15 protein-coding genes are annotated in these 16,206 nt (G+C 39.4%); 6 read left to right on the plus strand and 9 right to left on the minus strand.

Translation table 11 applies throughout. From position 1 onward, the window contains the following. Positions 1-2: 2 nt before the first annotated feature. On the minus strand, positions 3-3,218 hold the full coding sequence (locus tag H7R46_RS12875; RefSeq protein WP_005070511.1) for a LysM peptidoglycan-binding domain-containing protein: 3,216 nt from the start codon (positions 3,216-3,218) through the stop codon (positions 3-5). 233 nt (positions 3,219-3,451) lie between these two features. On the opposite strand from H7R46_RS12875, the gene dnaQ reads away from it, so the two are divergent. From dnaQ to nudC, 3 genes are all read left to right on the plus strand, one after another. After that, positions 3,452-4,831: a DNA polymerase III subunit epsilon gene (dnaQ, locus tag H7R46_RS12880; RefSeq protein WP_005070513.1), complete on the plus strand. Its 1,380-nt coding sequence runs from the start codon at positions 3,452-3,454 to the stop codon at positions 4,829-4,831. A gap of 130 nt (positions 4,832-4,961) precedes the next feature. Next, a complete protein-coding gene (locus tag H7R46_RS12885; RefSeq protein ID WP_005070515.1) occupies positions 4,962-6,605 on the plus strand; it encodes a hypothetical protein in 1,644 nt (547 codons plus the stop codon). Continuing rightward, positions 6,605-7,348, plus strand: coding sequence for an NAD(+) diphosphatase (gene nudC, locus H7R46_RS12890; RefSeq protein WP_005070517.1), 744 nt, complete (start codon positions 6,605-6,607; stop codon positions 7,346-7,348). The genes H7R46_RS12885 and nudC overlap by 1 nt, the downstream gene beginning before the upstream one ends. A 28-nt stretch (positions 7,349-7,376) precedes the next feature. Here nudC and H7R46_RS12895 read toward each other — a convergent pair whose 3' ends face one another. From H7R46_RS12895 to H7R46_RS12905, 3 genes are all read right to left on the minus strand, one after another. Further along, entirely contained in the window at positions 7,377-8,240 is an 864-nt protein-coding gene (locus H7R46_RS12895; protein WP_005070519.1) for an alpha/beta hydrolase, read from the minus strand. A 3-nt stretch (positions 8,241-8,243) separates the two neighbouring features. Continuing rightward, on the minus strand, positions 8,244-8,951 hold the full coding sequence (locus H7R46_RS12900; RefSeq protein ID WP_002117601.1) for a BON domain-containing protein: 708 nt from the start codon (positions 8,949-8,951) through the stop codon (positions 8,244-8,246). Between the two features lie 79 nt (positions 8,952-9,030). After that, entirely contained in the window at positions 9,031-9,432 is a 402-nt protein-coding gene (locus H7R46_RS12905) for a YraN family protein (protein ID WP_005070523.1), read from the minus strand. A 209-nt stretch (positions 9,433-9,641) separates the two neighbouring features. On the opposite strand from H7R46_RS12905, the gene rsmI reads away from it, so the two are divergent. Further along, a complete protein-coding gene (gene rsmI / locus H7R46_RS12910; RefSeq protein WP_005070526.1) occupies positions 9,642-10,478 on the plus strand; it encodes a 16S rRNA (cytidine(1402)-2'-O)-methyltransferase in 837 nt (278 codons plus the stop codon). A gap of 2 nt (positions 10,479-10,480) precedes the next feature. Here rsmI and H7R46_RS12915 read toward each other — a convergent pair whose 3' ends face one another. Then, positions 10,481-11,371, minus strand: a complete 891-nt coding sequence (locus H7R46_RS12915) for a LysR family transcriptional regulator ArgP (RefSeq protein WP_005070528.1) — start codon at positions 11,369-11,371, stop codon at positions 10,481-10,483. A gap of 105 nt (positions 11,372-11,476) precedes the next feature. Here H7R46_RS12915 and H7R46_RS12920 point away from each other — a divergent pair, with 105 nt between their 5' ends. Then, positions 11,477-12,079 (plus strand): LysE/ArgO family amino acid transporter, encoded by a 603-nt coding sequence (locus tag H7R46_RS12920; protein ID WP_005070532.1) that lies wholly within the window; start codon positions 11,477-11,479, stop codon positions 12,077-12,079. Positions 12,080-12,134: 55 nt separating this feature from the next. Here the strand turns inward: H7R46_RS12920 and H7R46_RS12925 are convergent, their stop codons facing one another. Further along, on the minus strand, positions 12,135-12,776 hold the full coding sequence (locus tag H7R46_RS12925) for a cation transporter (RefSeq protein ID WP_005070534.1): 642 nt from the start codon (positions 12,774-12,776) through the stop codon (positions 12,135-12,137). A 65-nt stretch (positions 12,777-12,841) separates the two neighbouring features. On the opposite strand from H7R46_RS12925, the gene H7R46_RS12930 reads away from it, so the two are divergent. Next, a complete protein-coding gene (locus H7R46_RS12930; RefSeq protein ID WP_005070536.1) occupies positions 12,842-13,243 on the plus strand; it encodes a Cd(II)/Pb(II)-responsive transcriptional regulator in 402 nt (133 codons plus the stop codon). Positions 13,244-13,281: 38 nt separating this feature from the next. Here H7R46_RS12930 and H7R46_RS12935 read toward each other — a convergent pair whose 3' ends face one another. The 3 genes from H7R46_RS12935 to ubiH form a co-directional block, all read right to left on the minus strand. Continuing rightward, a complete protein-coding gene (locus H7R46_RS12935) occupies positions 13,282-13,533 on the minus strand; it encodes a hypothetical protein (RefSeq protein WP_002117665.1) in 252 nt (83 codons plus the stop codon). A 207-nt stretch (positions 13,534-13,740) separates the two neighbouring features. Further along, complete coding sequence (locus H7R46_RS12940) at positions 13,741-14,973, minus strand: FAD-dependent monooxygenase (RefSeq protein ID WP_005070538.1); 1,233 nt, start codon at positions 14,971-14,973, stop codon at positions 13,741-13,743. Next, positions 14,970-16,178 carry a 2-octaprenyl-6-methoxyphenyl hydroxylase gene (gene ubiH / locus H7R46_RS12945; RefSeq protein WP_005070540.1) on the minus strand — a complete coding sequence of 403 codons (1,209 nt, stop codon included), beginning with the start codon at positions 16,176-16,178 and terminating at the stop codon, positions 14,970-14,972. The genes H7R46_RS12940 and ubiH overlap by 4 nt, the downstream gene beginning before the upstream one ends. Positions 16,179-16,206: the final 28 nt, after the last annotated feature.

The raw sequence follows: 16,206 nt of genomic DNA on the forward strand, positions 1-16,206 counted from the left end.
TTTTACAAATTAGGCACTTTAATCACATCACCAATGCGAAGCTGAGTAGAAGGCGTTAAATTATTCAGCTCAGCCAATAAATTGGTTTCTAGACCATATTTACTCGCAAGACCAATTAAGGTATCGCCACGCTTCACTTTGTATTCCACGACAGTTTTTGGAATCACAATATTCTGACCGCGCTGTAAGTTAGCATTTGCTTTTAATGCATTCATTTCAGCCAGTTCACGCACTGAAATACCCGCACGGCTCGCGATACTATTTAAAGACTCACCAGATTTAACCGTATATCTTTCAGTGTTTTTACCAGCGGCAACTGTTTTAGTTGAAGACTTAGTATCTGCTTTAGCTGTTTCAACTGTAGGCACATCACCCGTTAGCTTTAAACGCTGCCCCACACGAACGCTACTGTTGCGTGAAAGACCATTTAATGAAGCAAGGTAGTCCAACTGTAAGTGGTAGCGATTAGCGATATTACCTAAGCTATCACCAGATTTAACTGTATAAGTTTCCGGTGTTTCTTCTTTGGCGTTTTTAGAAGATTTAGTTGGCGCCTCTTCAACAGTTCCTGTTAGTTTTAAGCGTTGACCAGCACGCAAACCCGCAGTACGAGATAAACCGTTTAGGTCAGCCAAATAGCTTGTTTGCAAATTATATTTACTCGCAATTGCATTTAAGCTATCGCCAGACTGTACAACGTATTGTTCTGGAACACTTAAGCCTGCCGGTACTTTTAAAGTTTGACCAAGCTGCACATGGCTATTTGCTTTTAAGTTATTTAACTCGGCTAACTCAGCCAGGCTAATTTTTGATTTAGTTGCAATACTCGATAAAGTATCACCACGTTGTACTTTATAGCCTTCTGTTTTATAAGAAACACTTGCTGGTGCTTTCTCGGATTTACTAGAAGCCTTAGTTTCAGCAACATCATCTACAGAAATATCTTGTGTAGGCACATTAATTTTTTGGCCTACCATCAAGTTACTGCCCGCAGTTAAACCCGGAGTTAATTCAGCAAGTTCCTGATTAGAGAGCGCATAACGATCTGCAATTAATTTCAGGTATTCACCGCGCTTAACAGTATAGCTTTTAGTCGCTATACGCTTTGCACTTGCCTGAACAGCTTTCGGTTCTGCTTTAGCACTTGAGCGACTATTTTTTGGTTCTTTTAACTGTAGTTTTTGCCCAACAAATAAGCCATCAGTCACTGATAAATCGTTATATTCAGCCAATTGTCTTACTGACAAATTAAACTGGTTAGCCACACCGCTTAAACTATCGTTAGCCTGAACGACATATACATCTGGTTTAGCTGTGCTTTTTGAAGTCGTTTGAGCTTCTTGTGGCTTAGCGTCATAAAGATAAAGCGTTGAACCAACATATAACGTCTTTTCTGGATCAATCTGGTTCCACTTAGCAACATCACGCCAGTTTACGCCGTTTTTCATCGCAATAACGGCTAAAGTATCACCCGGTAAAACTGTATAGGTACTGCGTTTGCCTTTAGGCTGCACAACCACTACATCTGTATCAGTTTTAATGTAAGGCTTGTCTTTATTACGCTGCCCATCTTCAGAGTTAGCTACAGTCACATCTTCAGCTAAAGTTTTTGGATATGCAAAACCTTTACTTACTTCTTTACCTTGTTGCTCTGCAACTGACTGACTTGTTTGAATCGCAGTTAACTTAATTTTGCCATCATAAGGATCAACAATTTCTGTTCCTTGTGGTGCAATAGCTTTTAACTCGGCAACTACTTGATCTTTTTCAGCCTGCGTTGGTTGTGGCTCTAAAGCTTGTTGAACTGTTTCTTTCTCACCTTCAGCTCGAACTGCCGCTAAAATCTTTTCACGTTCTGCAGCCGAGATTGGTGGCTCTGTCTTCACTTGCTTGATATTTGCCGCAGGTGTCACAGCAACAGGAATACGTGGAGCACTTGGTACATCAGCCGAAGCTGCAAACGCGGCTAAAGCATCAGACCCACGAGGAGTTGAAGTTTTTACCGTGGTAGAGCTACTGGTTGTTCTAGTAGGTGTTGACGGTTTAACTGGTTGAACCTGATTTGCAGGCGTGGTTTTAATTGTCACAGATGTTGAAGCACTTACATCTGGCTTAGATGGTGAAGTCACATTTGCCCACCAACCTGAACCACCGCCAGACTTCATACCTTTTAATTTATTATCAATTGAAGGACTTAAATCTGCTGGAATCAAGATACGCATTGGACTTGCTGGGTCTACCATTTCACCACGATATCCCGGGTTTAATGCATAGAGTTCCGAACGACTTAATCCAGCTACAGAAGCAATTTCATTTAAAGATAAAGGTGCAGATAAAGTTACTTCACGGAAATGGGGTCTATTTGCAATTGGTGGTAAAGAAATACCGTAAGCTTTTGGATTTTTAATAATTTGAGCAACGGCCAAGAAACGCGGAACATAATTCATGGTTTCTTGAGGTAATTTTAAAGACCAATAATCAGTAGGTAAACCTGCTGCCTGATTTCGGTTAATTGCTTGTTGAATACGTCCCGGTCCAGCGTTATAGGCTGCTAAAGCAAGCTCCCAAGAACCGAATTGGTTATATAAGCTTCCTAAAAACTCATAGGCGGCACGGGTCGACTCAACAACATCGCGACGGCCATCATACATACCAGTTTGCTTTAAGCCATAAATACGACCAGTACTCGGAATAAACTGCCATAAACCTGCTGCTGCGGCACTACTTGTTGCAGCTGGATCATATGAACTTTCAATTACAGGTAATAATGCAAGTTCTGTCGGCAAACCACGGCGTTCAGCTTCTTTAACTGTATGGTACAAATAACGACTTGCGCGGGCACTTAAACGATCAAGATAAGGCTGACGAGAAATAAACCAACTACGCTGAGCTTCAATACGTGAATCCCAATGGTTCAAATCCATTTTGAAACCAACAGACATACGTTTCCAGACATCACCATGCTTTAAAATAAGCAGACGGTCGCCCTCTACAGCACGCATATCAGTTGCTGAAAGTAAGTCTTCCAATGAATCAAGACTACTAGCATCTAAATAACCTGCACCACTGACCTGTTTCGATTTTGAGGTTTTTGCAGATTGCGGAGTCGATGAACAGCCTGTTGTAATACCCAACGCAGCTAACGCAGAGCTAAGTACGGTAATTTTAAACAATGATGCTGCAGATGGCTGCCACACAAATGTGGTTGGTTTATACATAAAAACTTCCAAACAACTCGCGTAATATTTTTTTGGGGTCTGCCCACAAACCCTAGGTCTTCGATGCCATTGTAGTAAAGCATGCAAGATAGACAAGGCAATAATTTAATGTCATTTGCATGGAAATGTTACAAGAAATTAAAAAAACCTTGCTTTGATACGATGGAACCGAACTTTTTGCGTATACAATACACCATATTCAGTTCTTTTTCTTTTAGTTTAGGTTTCGATTTATGTCTCAAACAATCACACTGTATGTTGATGGTGCATGTCGTGGCAATCCGGGTTTAGGTGGTTGGGGCGCATATGTCATTACTGAGCAGGGTGAACATAAATTATTTGGCGGTGAGCCTGATACGACCAATAACCGTATGGAACTCACTGCTGCCATTGAAGGCGTTTCATTTTGCCCAACCGATGCACATTTGATTATCTGGACAGATTCAAATTATGTGAAGCAAGGTATTACTGAGTGGATTCATGGCTGGAAAAAGAAAAACTGGAAAGATGTAAAAAATCCTGACCTTTGGCAGAAATTAGATGCTGTCTGTACAGGTAGAAATATTGAGTGGAACTGGATTAAAGGCCATGCAGGACACCCTGGCAATGAAATGGCAGACCAGCTTGCTAATTTAGGTGCAGACAAAACTGCGAAAGAACTCAAGCAACCACAGTCTGCCACTGTATCGCAAGATATAAAAAAGCCTGAACAGGACTGGCTGCTAGATGACCCTTTCGGGTTTGATCTGGCTGATTCAACTGAAGAAGAAAATATTCATCTTGAAACATCTGAAGAAGTTGAGATGATTATTGTGGAAGAAGAAATTATTGACGTTGAAACTGCCAAACAAAAAAGTAAGCAGCCAACCAATAATATTCATCCCCAAATCGTTGTGACCGAAGCCAAACTAAAATTACAAGGTCCTCGACAACTGATTCTCGATACGGAAACTACTGGTTTTTATTTCCAAGATGGCGACCGCATTATTGAGGTGGGCGCGATTGAGATGATTAACCGTAAGCTTACGGGTAGCTCGATTCATATTTATATTAACCCACAAAAACCAGTGGGAGACTCAGAAAACATCCACGGTATCAGTGATGATTTCTTAAAAGATAAACCGCTCTATGCGGACATTGCTGACACCTTATTTGACTATCTCAAAGGTGCAGAGATTATTGCCCATAACGCGACCTTCGATATGAACTTCCTTGATATGGAGTTTAAACGCGTAGGGCTTCCTGCACTTTCTGAAGTGTGTGAGGTAACGGATACTTTAGCTTTAGCGAAAAACAAACATCCGGGACAAAAAAACTCCCTTGATGCGCTTGTAAGACGTTATGAAATTCCAGCACGTGACCGTACTTTCCACGGCGCGTTACTCGATGCTGAAATTCTTGCTGATGTCTACTTGGCAATGACTGGTGGTCAGGTTTCTTTTGATATAGATGCCTTATCTCAGAGTGAAAATAGCCAGCAAACAACCAATAGAAGCAGAGTTCAAATTGACCTCCCTGTAATTTACCCTTCAGATGAAGAGTTAAATATACATGAGACTTGGGTCAAAGAATATGAGGAAAAACACGGAGAACCTTGCCTTTTTGCAAAATAAATTTTTGATTCTTTAGTGTTTTTAGCTTTTCCCCTTTGTAAGTTAAGTTATATTAGTCGCATAGATTTTTAGCTCAAAGTATTGAGCACTACGAATATAACAATTGATTTTTTTGCAAAGGGGAACGTTTATGTCTGAGCATACGTCGATTCATTTCGATCCAACAGCTTTACTCATCATTAAACATGAAATTGATCGTTCAATAAAACTGGTTGAAGGTGCGGTAAGTACCTTAATTGAAGAACAGGCTCTCCCTTTTGGTATTGATGATGCATTAGAACAATTTAAACAATGCACTCAAGTTCTACGCTTAATTGATGTTCCTTATCTTGCAAAAATCACTCAGTATTCAACTGAGTTGATGCAAAAAATTATTGCGAATCCAACCCAAATTAATACGGATGATGTGGTTGCCCTAAGCGAAGGCACGACCATGGTAAAGCGCTATATTGAATTTATCTGTTTGCGTGAAATACAAGTTCCACAATTTCTTCTTACGACCTTAAATAATTTAGAATTAGCTTTAAATAAGCCCCTGACTACATCCGGACAGGCTCTTGTTCCCTTACTTGCAGATACTTCGCTTGAACTACCCTTGCCCGAAATATTAATTAGTGAAAAAACTCAGTTCATCCATCAACTATACAAACTATCTCTACACCAATTTTTAAAAAAGACAGCCTCAGCTCAGGATTTTCAAGCCTTTAAACTTATTGCAACCTATTTGGTCAGCATGGCGAATACTCAGCCAAGCCAAAAATATTGGCAGCTCGTCAATTACGCTTTTAACCATATTGATGACCTCCTTTTAAATGATTCACGCCTACGTGTACTGATTAATATTGAAAGTCATATTGCTCTATTTTTGGCAGCACCCGAAAGTTTTCAACCTAATTTAGCGGCATTCGCAGATATTTTAAGTATTGTAATCGCTCAAGAAGATGAGATTGCTCACCTTATTCGTAACCAAATTCATATTGGTGATGAAACACCGACTGATACTCAATTACTCGTTTTAAGTCGCCATCTTTTTGGTCCTGACTTTGACACGATGCACACAGTCAGCCAATTAATCTTAGATGAAATGAATAAGGTGCGGAACGATATTGAATACAACTATCAAAATATGTCGCCTGAAAAAGCACAGCAACTACAAGCGAGCCTTTTACAATTGGCTCATACCTTTAAACTTCTAAACCTTGATGAAGCCGCATCTGCTCTTTCTCAACAAGCCAGCAGTTTAAGTCAACTTAACATTTTAAGTGATGAAAACTATGCTCAGCAGCTGATGAACAGCATTTTATCTGCTATGAACTCAATTGGTATTTTGGTACGCAATTACACGTCAAATCGTCTACAACTTAGCGTAAATAATACGGCTATTTCTTTAGATCGTCTTGATGAAGCTCATCAGGCTTTGCTTACCGAGACAAAAAATTTAATTGATTTTATCTGTCAGAGTCTTACGTTGTATGCCAATGACCAAACACAAAATATTGAAGCCATTGCAGGTTCATTAAAAGAGTTAGCAGGTGCAGCCGAATTTTTAGGAAGCACGACTCAACAACATGCTTTACTCCAAACTGCCCAATTTGTTCAAGAGCAACTTGAACAAAGCCAGCCTTTTAATACAGACCAAATTCACTGTATTTTTAACGTATTGGCAGGCATTGACATGTTAGTTGACAATTTAAAAAATAAACAACCTGTTCTACAATCCATGTTTAATGTAGCATTGTCGAGTAGTCAACAACTTCAAAAAAAGGCAGCTTAATGTCTGAATTATCACTTGCTTATATTTTCCATCATCAACAATTACTGGTTGACCAGAATCTCCAACTACCCAAAGTCGAAAAGTTAGCAAGTGATTTACTTTTCACTCATGATGAGCAAGTCATTGCACGTGACTTGCTTGCTGAGGAACCTATCCCCGAAGGCTTACAGCTTGTTCCAATTCGCCAGCTTATTACCAGCTGGTCGAAAGAACAGTTTTTGCAAGCAAGCCGTGCTGTTCAATTACTTGAATGGCGACGTAACCATAAGTTTTGTAGTCACTGTGGACATCCGACAGAAGTTCATCCAACCGAATATGCAATGGTATGCCCTTCCTGTCGCTACCACCAATATCCTCGTGTAAACCCTTGCATTATTACCGTCATTACTCGTGGTGATGATGAAATCTTGCTGGCTAAGTCAGTTCACAACAAAACCAATATGTATGGTTTGATTGCAGGTTTTGTTGAGGTGGGCGAAACACTTGAAGAGGCAGTACAACGTGAAGCCTTTGAAGAAGTAGGTTTAAAACTCAAAAATATTCAGTATATGTCAAGTCAGCCTTGGCCATTCCCAAGTAACCTTATGGTGGCATTTCGGGCAGAATATGAGTCGGGTGAAATTAAGCTTCAAGAAGAAGAAATTGCAGATGCACAATTCTTCAAAATTGATCAATTACCTGAGATTCCGTTTAAAGGAAGTATTGCTCATTCAATGATTATGCAGATTACCCAAGCTGGGTAATCTGCCGTGTTTTAAACGAGACTCTCGTTTAAAACACTTCTTCGAGAAAATGTAAGATCGTTCTTTTCGTTCTGAAATAGTGGCTAATAAAGCTAGAAAGACTGGCCAAAATTGTAATATGTCCAGTTTTAGGAATCACAGCGATATGACTGTGATTTCCACTCTGTCTTAAAGCCCGATCCAAATCCAACGTATTCTCTTTGCCGACAAGCTGATCATTTTCAGCCATGAGTAAGTAATGTTTAATACTATTTTGATTGACGAAATAGTATGGCATCACTTCTTGATAAGAAATACTTTGATCAAAAGCATCTTCAGCTAGTGGGTCCCCCTTATAATCAAAATGATAAGGTCCAGCTAAACCGAAAATCGCCTTAATATTTCCTAAACATTGAATAGGATTTGGCGTTGGGTGATAAACAGCAGACATTACATTAAATGCCCCTGCTGAATGCCCCATAAGCACAACATTTTCTGTAGAAATTTCTAGTTTTTCTTGGTTTTGATGTAAATAATTCAGTGCCTGTGTCAAATCATCAACAAAACTCGGAAAAATATTTTTAGGAGCTAATTGATAGTTGATAACTGCAACGTCATAGCCTTCTTTAGCAAACGTCTCACCAATAAAAAGATAATCTCGCTTATTACCATGTTGCCAAGCACCACCATGTACAAAAACAATAAGAGGCTGATGTGCTAGTTTTTTAACAGATCGGTAAATATCCAAACGGTGACGCGGCTTTAGACCATAACGTACATTTGCGACCTGTTCAAAACCATCTTTTGGCGTAAAACGGTTTAAAGCAAAACTCCCCAAATCATAAAGGCGGAACTCTTTATAAAGAGTTCGCGCCTGTTCAATTTTACTTTGTAGTTGTTCAATCAGATTCATATATTACTGTGCATTCGAAGCTGGATCTGTTTGGTCAGGATCAATTGCAACAGGAGTTTGAACTGTTGGTTGAGCAATGACGTTATTAATAATTGGTGTAGTCGTTGCACTAGCAGTACTCGCCGCTGGCGCAGGTGCTAAATCAACGTTATCAATGAGTGTCACAATTTTGGTCACGTTACCAACATTTTGAAGCACATTATTTAAATCATTAATTTCAGCTGTATTTAAACGGCCCATCACATAAAGTACGCCATCTTCGGTATGGACAAGTACTTTACTGTCCGATACAACTGGCGCTTTCATTAATAGAGCACGTGTATTTGCAGTTACACCAGCATCTTGCATGATCGTGTTATAGCTGACCTTATTACCCACGGTAATGTAGTTATGTACAGCTTTCACATCGCTCATGGCTTTAAGATTGTCTTCTGCCAATTGTTTCAAGTATGGGTCTGGCACTTGTCCTGTTAATAAAACAGTACTATGGAAACTTTCGATATTAATACGTGATTGTTTAAAACGCTGATCAAGCTTATAGAGGTTAATATTCGCTGTACGTTTAATTGAAGAATCAATGAATACCTGACCTAAGCTACGTACACCACTATCTGTTCCGACTGGAGCTGTACCTGTTCCACCAGAAATAAAACTTGCGCAACCTGACAAACTTGCGACACAAAGCGCTGTTACAGCAATACGTTTCAACACTCCACCAGACTCCTATCAATCTCTTCTTGGCTTGATCATAAAACATCGGTTTTAATTTGCTCAAAAGAGTAATGAACTCTTAATCCAAAGTAAATGCATTTTCGATCCATTGCAGATCATAATGGAAATTTGAAAAGTCTTGCTGTACTGTTTTTGCAATTTTCTGTGGAAAATCAAAACAAATCACATCAAAACGACAATAAAAATCCTGATAAGATGGGTAGCGCTGTAAAAAACGCATCGCGGTTTTAATAATTTTCTTCTGCTTTGTTCTTGTCACCATTTCACAAGCCTGTCCATAATTTCCTATAGTACGCGCTTTTACCTCGACAAAAACCAGTTCTTGCCCTCTTTTAACAATCAAATCCACTTCACCACGGCGTGAATGGTAATTACTGGTTACCCATACATAGTTTTGCTTTTGCAACAGGTTTAAAGCCGTTTGCTCTGCCCATTTACCCAACTGCTGCGCTAATAGCATTCTTATCTTCCCCAAATTAAAAGTAGCACCACAGATTTTGATGCTTAAATTATTTCGTTAAATCCACCCGTACTTTCTGATCTAAATTGAACAAATGAAAATCAGATCATTTTGGAAAAGCAAAGGTTGGCAGACTTTGTTCACGCCCAAATCATAATTTCAGGTAAACTACCCCATTAAAATTGTTTATCTGTACGGAGTAAAACCAAATGAGTGCTCAGTTATTCGTTGTAGCCACCCCAATCGGGCACTTAGATGATATGACTTTCCGTGCAATTGATATTTTAAAATCAGTTTCTATTGTAGCTGCCGAAGATACGCGTCAATCAGCACAATTATTTAAGCACTATAATATATCGACTCAACTTACTGCATGTCATGATCACAATGAAAGTAATAAAATTGAGCAGTTAGTTCAAAAATTACTTGCAGGCGATGATATTGCTTTAATTAGTGATGCGGGTACACCGCTTATTAGTGACCCTGGTTTTAAGTTAGTTCGAGCTGCTCAAGAACATGGTATTAGGGTTATTCCCGTGCCTGGCGCATGTGCTGCGATTGCCGCTTTAAGTGCAGTAGGCCTACCGAGTGATCGTTTTAGTTTTGAAGGATTTTTGCCATCAAAAGCTTCTCAACGTATTTCTCAATTAGAAAAACTCAAAAATGAGACTCAGACCTTAATTTTTTATGAAGCACCACATCGTATTTTAGAGTGTGTAAAAAATATGGCTGAGGTATTTGGTGAAAATCGTCCTGTAGGTTTCGCACGTGAAATTACAAAAACCTTTGAAACCATCAAAAAAATGACTTTAAAAGATTTGGTCAGTTTTATTGAAAATGATCACAATCAAGAAAAAGGCGAAATTGTTCTAGTAGTTGGCGGTGCACCAGAAAAGACAGATCTGGAACAAGAGAAATTAGATGAGCTTTTAAAGCGCTTACTTCAAGATTTATCTGTTAAAGCGGCATCTCAACTGGCTGCTGATTTAACAGGAGTTAAGAAAAAAGTCGCTTATCAACGTGCGCTTGAGTTAACACAATCTTAATCTTATCTCAATATCTTTTTTGCTGACTGAACAATTGTCTCAGTTAATACATCAAGTTGCTGTGACTGTCTTTTCCAGTGGTGCCAATATAAAGGAACATCAAGTTCGGCTTCAGGCATAATATCAACAAGTGTTCCATTTCCGAGTAGTGGCTGAACCTGCAACTCGGGCACCATGCCATAGCCTAAACCTAATTGAATTGCTTTGACGAAAGCATCTGTTGCTGGAATAAAACTATAAGGATAACTTTGCATCGGTAAACCGTATCCTTTTAGTAAGACCTCTGAATGCATTAAGTCTTTATGATTAAAAATAACTGCTGGTGCTTTTCTTAATGCATCTCTATTCACTCCAGCGCTAAACCATTTATTTACGAATTCAGCAGAGGCCAACATTTTATAACGCATTTTTCCTAGTGGTTGAGCTAAACAACCTGACATGACCTGCTCTTCTGCCGAAATACAGGCATTGACTTGACCTGTCTCCAATAAAGTGTGCGTGTGAGATTGATCATCAATTTTTAGTTCTAATACTATTTTTTCTTTAAAAAGCGTTTGCTGAATATTTGGTAAAAGCCAAGTAGCTAATGAATCTGCATTTGAAGCTAGAGCAATTTTATAAAATTCAGATTCGGAAGATTTCCCCATTAAACCTTGTAATAAATTTTGCTCCATTAACCTCGTATGACGTAAATGTTGTAATAAAGTTTGCCCTGCTTGAGTGAGCACACACGGGCGCCCCCGTATAATTAGAATTTGTCCTAAATACTTTTCTAAAGCCTGTACGCGTAAGGACACTGCCGAGGGTGTAATATATAAATGCTCCCCTGCCGCATCAAAACTTCCCAATTCTGCTACTGCAAGAAAGGCTTCACACTGTTTGCTATCTAACATATCAAGCCTAAATTTTTTTTAGCCAAACCTAAATATTCTTAATTTTACTTATTTCTTAATAAAAAGTCAGATAATTCCCACATCTGATTTTTCCATCTTATTGTTATGTTCTCTCTTAGTATATTTTTTAAAGGTTTCGGTATTGGCAGTGGGCTTATCGTAGCAATTGGAGCTCAAAATGCTTTTGTCCTCAAACAAGGACTTAAACAGCAATATGTATTTTGGTTGTGTTTAATCTGCGCTCTGTCCGACTCAATTTTAATTGCCTGTGGTGTATTAGGCTTTGCCGAAATCATGACGGCATCACCTATCTTAATTACCGTAGCTAAATATTTAGGGGCAACGTTTTTATTAGTTTACGGTGCCAAAGCATTTTATGCTGCATTTAAGACTACCCAAAGTATGGACCTTGATAGCAGTCAAAAACAAACATTAACTCAAGCATTAGTGACCTGTCTTGCCTTTACTTGGCTTAATCCTCACGTGTATTTAGACACTATTGTTCTGATTGGTTCAGTTGCAACTCAGCTTGAAGACAAAGTGAGTTTTGCTTTGGGGAGCATTCTTGCCTCTTGGGTTTTCTTTTTTAGTCTGGGCTATGGTGCAAGATTATTAAAGCCACTATTTACCAATCCCAAAGCTTGGAAAATTTTAGATTTCCTTATTGGTTGCGTTATGTGGAGTATCGCTATAACCCTCTTGTTTTAACGGCTTAAAATAAAAAAGGATCAGATAAAAGATCCTTTTTTATTACTCTTTAGTATTACGCTTCACTCGCAACTATAACTCTTGCCTGTTTTCTTTCTTGTTGTGACTGTTTTATAACAGCGTAGCCGGAGGATACTCCTAAGTAAGCAATTACAAAGGCAACCAATAAATCAGGAAATACACTACCTGTTCCAAATACCCCAACCGCAGCTAAAATTACAGCAATATTAGCAATTGAGTCATTTCTACTGCACAACCAAACAGAACGCATATTGGCATCCCCATCACGAAATGCATAAAGCATAAGCGCGACAGAAACGTTAGCAATTAAAGCCATTACACCAATTGCCCCCATCACCATTGGTTCGGGTGAAACACCATAAAAATATGACCAGACCACTTTCGCAATAACAAAAATGCCGAAAGCCGCCATCGTTATTCCTTTAAGTAATGCAGCTGTTGCACGCCAATATAAACTCATCGAAAGAACGACTAAAGATAGTGCATAGTTTGCTGCATCTCCGGCGAAGTCCAATGCATCTGCCCAAAGTGAAACAGATTGGGCCTTATAACCTCCCAATATTTCCACCACAAACATTAAGGCATTGATCACAAGTGCAATCCATAACGCTTTTCTAAAACGTGGACTCACTTTCTTTGAAGGAGAATATGTTGAAGCACAACCACATCCAGCCATTTTATTTCCTCAAAAACTCTTTTATAGTGATTAAAAACCCTTGAGTAGCTCCAGAGTCAAGTCTTATGAGTCTTTCTATTGGTCAATTATCAAAAAAAGCGGATATTCCAATTGATACGATCCGTTATTACGAAAAAGTAGGTGTACTTGATCGCATCCAACGTTCAGAAAATAATTATCGTGTTTACACCGAACAAACACTTGCAGACCTTTTATTTATTAAGCATTGCCGTGAATTAGATATTTCACTAAGTGATATTAAAACATTAAAAGAAATGAAAACTCAGCCTAAACAGGCCTGTACAGAAATTGATAATTTAGTCGATAAATACTTAAAAGAAGTATCAGAAAAAATCGAACGATTATTACTTTTAAAAGAATCTTTGATTGATTTAAAACAGCACTGCTCTACCAACCGAACAGTAGATGAATGCGGGATTTTGAAAGAACTTCAAAACTCTCCTTGAAAATAAAAAAAGCATCACTCATGTGATGCTTTTTAGGATTAATGGTCGCTATGTTCATCTGGAGGAACTTCAGTAATTCTCCCCCCTCGAGCTAAAAATGCGGCAACTTCATCTTCCAGCGCTTGTCGCTGTTTTTGCTTAGCAGTCACAGTCAGTGTTTCTGCCTCAGCAATATCAGTATCATTAATACTGCTTGCTTCTTCATCAGCTGCACCGCTTTCAGCTGCCTTCGCTTCATCTTCATCTACAGCAGAATCTTCTGCATCTTCATAATCATTGATATCTGACATTTTTCACTCCCCAGAATGATTTCTATTGCATCATCGCTATGGTCCCAAGACCTCAGAAATTTAGCAATCTCTTTGCATTTAGCAAAGAGCCAAATTGGTCAAATGTGTATCTTTTTCAACCCAATTGGTAATGATATATAAATGATTGTTTAAAAAATATCTACTGATATTTATTTAGACCAGTAGAGCATAAACTTCGTAATTATTTTAACGACTATACTGGGTGTTTTGTAAAGGCCCTAAACCGTTTGCTTGTTGCATAAAACGCTCTTTTAAGAAGGAAATTTGTTCAACCTGCTTGAGTCCCACATTCCGAGCCCAGATAAATGGAAATAGCTCACTACTTTCCAACCAGCCAATTGCCGACATGCTATGCATCATTGCATCATTCTGGCCTTTACGGCGATGCTCATAACGCAACAATGTCTGTTCATTTGCCCATGCACCACGCCCTAAGTCATGTAGTAATGCATCACAGAGTACGGCTGCATCTAAACAACCAATATTTACGCCTTGTCCAGCAAGTGGATGGATAACATGTGCTGCATCCCCAATTAAAGCTAAACCAGCTTTCACATACTGTTTTGCGGCGCGCGCTTTGAGCGGGAATTGGGCTCTTGAACGTACATCTAACACTTCACCCAACATATGTTGGCTTTCTCGAGTTAAAAGCTGCATAAACTCATGATCGGTTAAAGCAGAATATTCATCGGCATAATCATCAGGTAGTGTCCAGACAATTGACTGCCAGTAGCCATTTTCACTTTCTTCAAGACTAGCCATCGGTAAATAGGCTAAAGGCCCTGTAGGTAAGAAAATTTGCCGAGCAACATGATTGTGGGGTTTAGATGTTTTAATGGCACAACTAATCGCTGCTTGCTTGTAATCTAAGACATCTAGGTCAATAAAGGCCTGTTCTCGTACAAATGAATTGGCACCATCTGCCCCAATCAGCAGTTTTGTTTTAAGTGTCGTACCATCTGCCAATTGAATATGCCAACAACCAACACCCTGCTCAATGCGAGTCACACGAACCTGAGTACGATAATCTTTTAGTTGCTCAAGCATTTTTTGTTGAATGGCAACATTCAATACACTTGGCTCAACCATAGAACCCAAGGACTGTTCTGGCATTGGCCTTTGTACGGACTCCTGGCCAAAATTAATTTCACCATAGCCATTCAGATTCCATACCTGCATTCCTGTATATGGCATTTGACGTGCTAGATCATCCCAAACATTGACAGTTTTAAGTAAATGAATGGTCGCTTGGCTCAGTGCTAAAACACGTGGGTTCATCACACTTAGTGTTTTTTCAACATCCAGTACAGGAGCAGCATCAAGCACAGTAGGCTGTACACCACCTTGTGCAAGTAATAAAGCTGTTAAACCACCAACCAACCCACCACCAACAATGACAACATCTAGTACTTCACTCATGCTTTTAACCCCATTGCATAGTTCGCTACCAGTGGTTTAACACCTGGAATGACATCGAATGCAATTAATCCCGTATTACGAATTAATTTTAATAATGGATTTTGGTTACTAAAACCACGCACAACAGTGTCACAGAACTTAATTACTCGCTGTTGATCTGACAAACGAGCCTTTTCATAAGCCAGTAAATTATCAGGGGTGCCAATATCGTCAGAAGCGGTTAGCTGGTTTACTAAATAACGCACTAAAACATCCGCATCGCGTAGACATAGGTTAAAACCCTGTCCTGCAACAGGATGGATTGTATGCGCCGCATTACCCATTAAAATAACGCGTCCGACAGCTTGTTTATGTGCGAGCACTTGTGAAAGCGGATAACTAAAGCGTTTGCCGGTTTTTTCAAATTTGCCCGCTCGGTCACCGTAAGTTTGTTGTAACGCACTTAAGAAATGCTGATCATTTTCATCGCCTAACCACTCACTTTCAGTGCCTTTTTTAACAGGCCATACAACCGAACGGCGATATTCGCCCGGTAAAGGCAATAAAGCTAAAGGGCCTAATGCACTAAAACGCTCAAAACCTACTTGATCATGTGGTTTTGAAGTCTGAACGGTAGTGACAATTGCAACCTGATCATAATCATGAACATCTACACCAACGCCGATAGCCTGACGACAGAAAGAGTCACGTCCATCTGCGGCAATTAATAGCTTTGACTCAAGTTTTAAAACTTCATCACCACGCTTGGCCTCAATATGTACTTGCTCAGCATCTTGAGTTAAAGCAGTCACTTGAACGCCATCAATCAGCTCAATCAAAGGCTGCTGACGTACTTGAGTCAATAAAACACGACCCAACCAAGCATTTTCAATCACCTGCCCAAAGCTTTCGACTTTTTCTTGTTCTGCAATTAATCGTGCCTTACCAAAACTGCCTTGTTCAGTAATGTGAACTTGTAGAATTGGAGTCGCGTGCTGCTGTAATGCATCCCATAACCCCAGCTTCTGATAAATCTGGACACTACGACGCGATAAAGCCGTATTACGCGCATCGAAACTGGAATGATAAGGGGCAACATTTTGATCATCATAGTTTGGGTATTTCACAGCTTCTAACAGCTTTACTGCAATATTAGCCTTCGCCAGCATGAGTGAAAGGCTAAGTCCAACCATTCCCCCACCTACAATAATCACTTGTTGTTGCATCGAGTTGTGCTCCTTTGGCGAATACGTT

Origin of the sequence: Acinetobacter sp. BEC1-S18-ESBL-01, assembly GCF_014169935.1 — a bacterium.
In the GTDB taxonomy this organism is placed as follows: Bacteria; Pseudomonadota; Gammaproteobacteria; order Pseudomonadales; family Moraxellaceae; genus Acinetobacter; species Acinetobacter pittii.

Coding starts and splice junctions, on each gene's coding strand:
- dnaQ (WP_005070513.1), top strand. CDS start 3,452: ATGTCTCAAACAATCACACTGTATGTTGATGGTGCATGTCGTGGCAAT.
- H7R46_RS12935 (WP_002117665.1), bottom strand. CDS start 13,533: ATGTCAGATATCAATGATTATGAAGATGCAGAAGATTCTGCTGTAGAT.
- H7R46_RS12915 (WP_005070528.1), bottom strand. CDS start 11,371: ATGTTAGATAGCAAACAGTGTGAAGCCTTTCTTGCAGTAGCAGAATTG.
- H7R46_RS12905 (WP_005070523.1), bottom strand. CDS start 9,432: ATGCTATTAGCGCAGCAGTTGGGTAAATGGGCAGAGCAAACGGCTTTA.
- H7R46_RS12925 (WP_005070534.1), bottom strand. CDS start 12,776: ATGGCTGGATGTGGTTGTGCTTCAACATATTCTCCTTCAAAGAAAGTG.
- H7R46_RS12875 (WP_005070511.1), bottom strand. CDS start 3,218: ATGTATAAACCAACCACATTTGTGTGGCAGCCATCTGCAGCATCATTG.
- H7R46_RS12895 (WP_005070519.1), bottom strand. CDS start 8,240: ATGAATCTGATTGAACAACTACAAAGTAAAATTGAACAGGCGCGAACT.
- ubiH (WP_005070540.1), bottom strand. CDS start 16,178: ATGCAACAACAAGTGATTATTGTAGGTGGGGGAATGGTTGGACTTAGC.
- H7R46_RS12920 (WP_005070532.1), top strand. CDS start 11,477: ATGTTCTCTCTTAGTATATTTTTTAAAGGTTTCGGTATTGGCAGTGGG.
- H7R46_RS12940 (WP_005070538.1), bottom strand. CDS start 14,973: ATGAGTGAAGTACTAGATGTTGTCATTGTTGGTGGTGGGTTGGTTGGT.
- H7R46_RS12930 (WP_005070536.1), top strand. CDS start 12,842: ATGAGTCTTTCTATTGGTCAATTATCAAAAAAAGCGGATATTCCAATT.
- H7R46_RS12885 (WP_005070515.1), top strand. CDS start 4,962: ATGTCTGAGCATACGTCGATTCATTTCGATCCAACAGCTTTACTCATC.
- nudC (WP_005070517.1), top strand. CDS start 6,605: ATGTCTGAATTATCACTTGCTTATATTTTCCATCATCAACAATTACTG.
- rsmI (WP_005070526.1), top strand. CDS start 9,642: ATGAGTGCTCAGTTATTCGTTGTAGCCACCCCAATCGGGCACTTAGAT.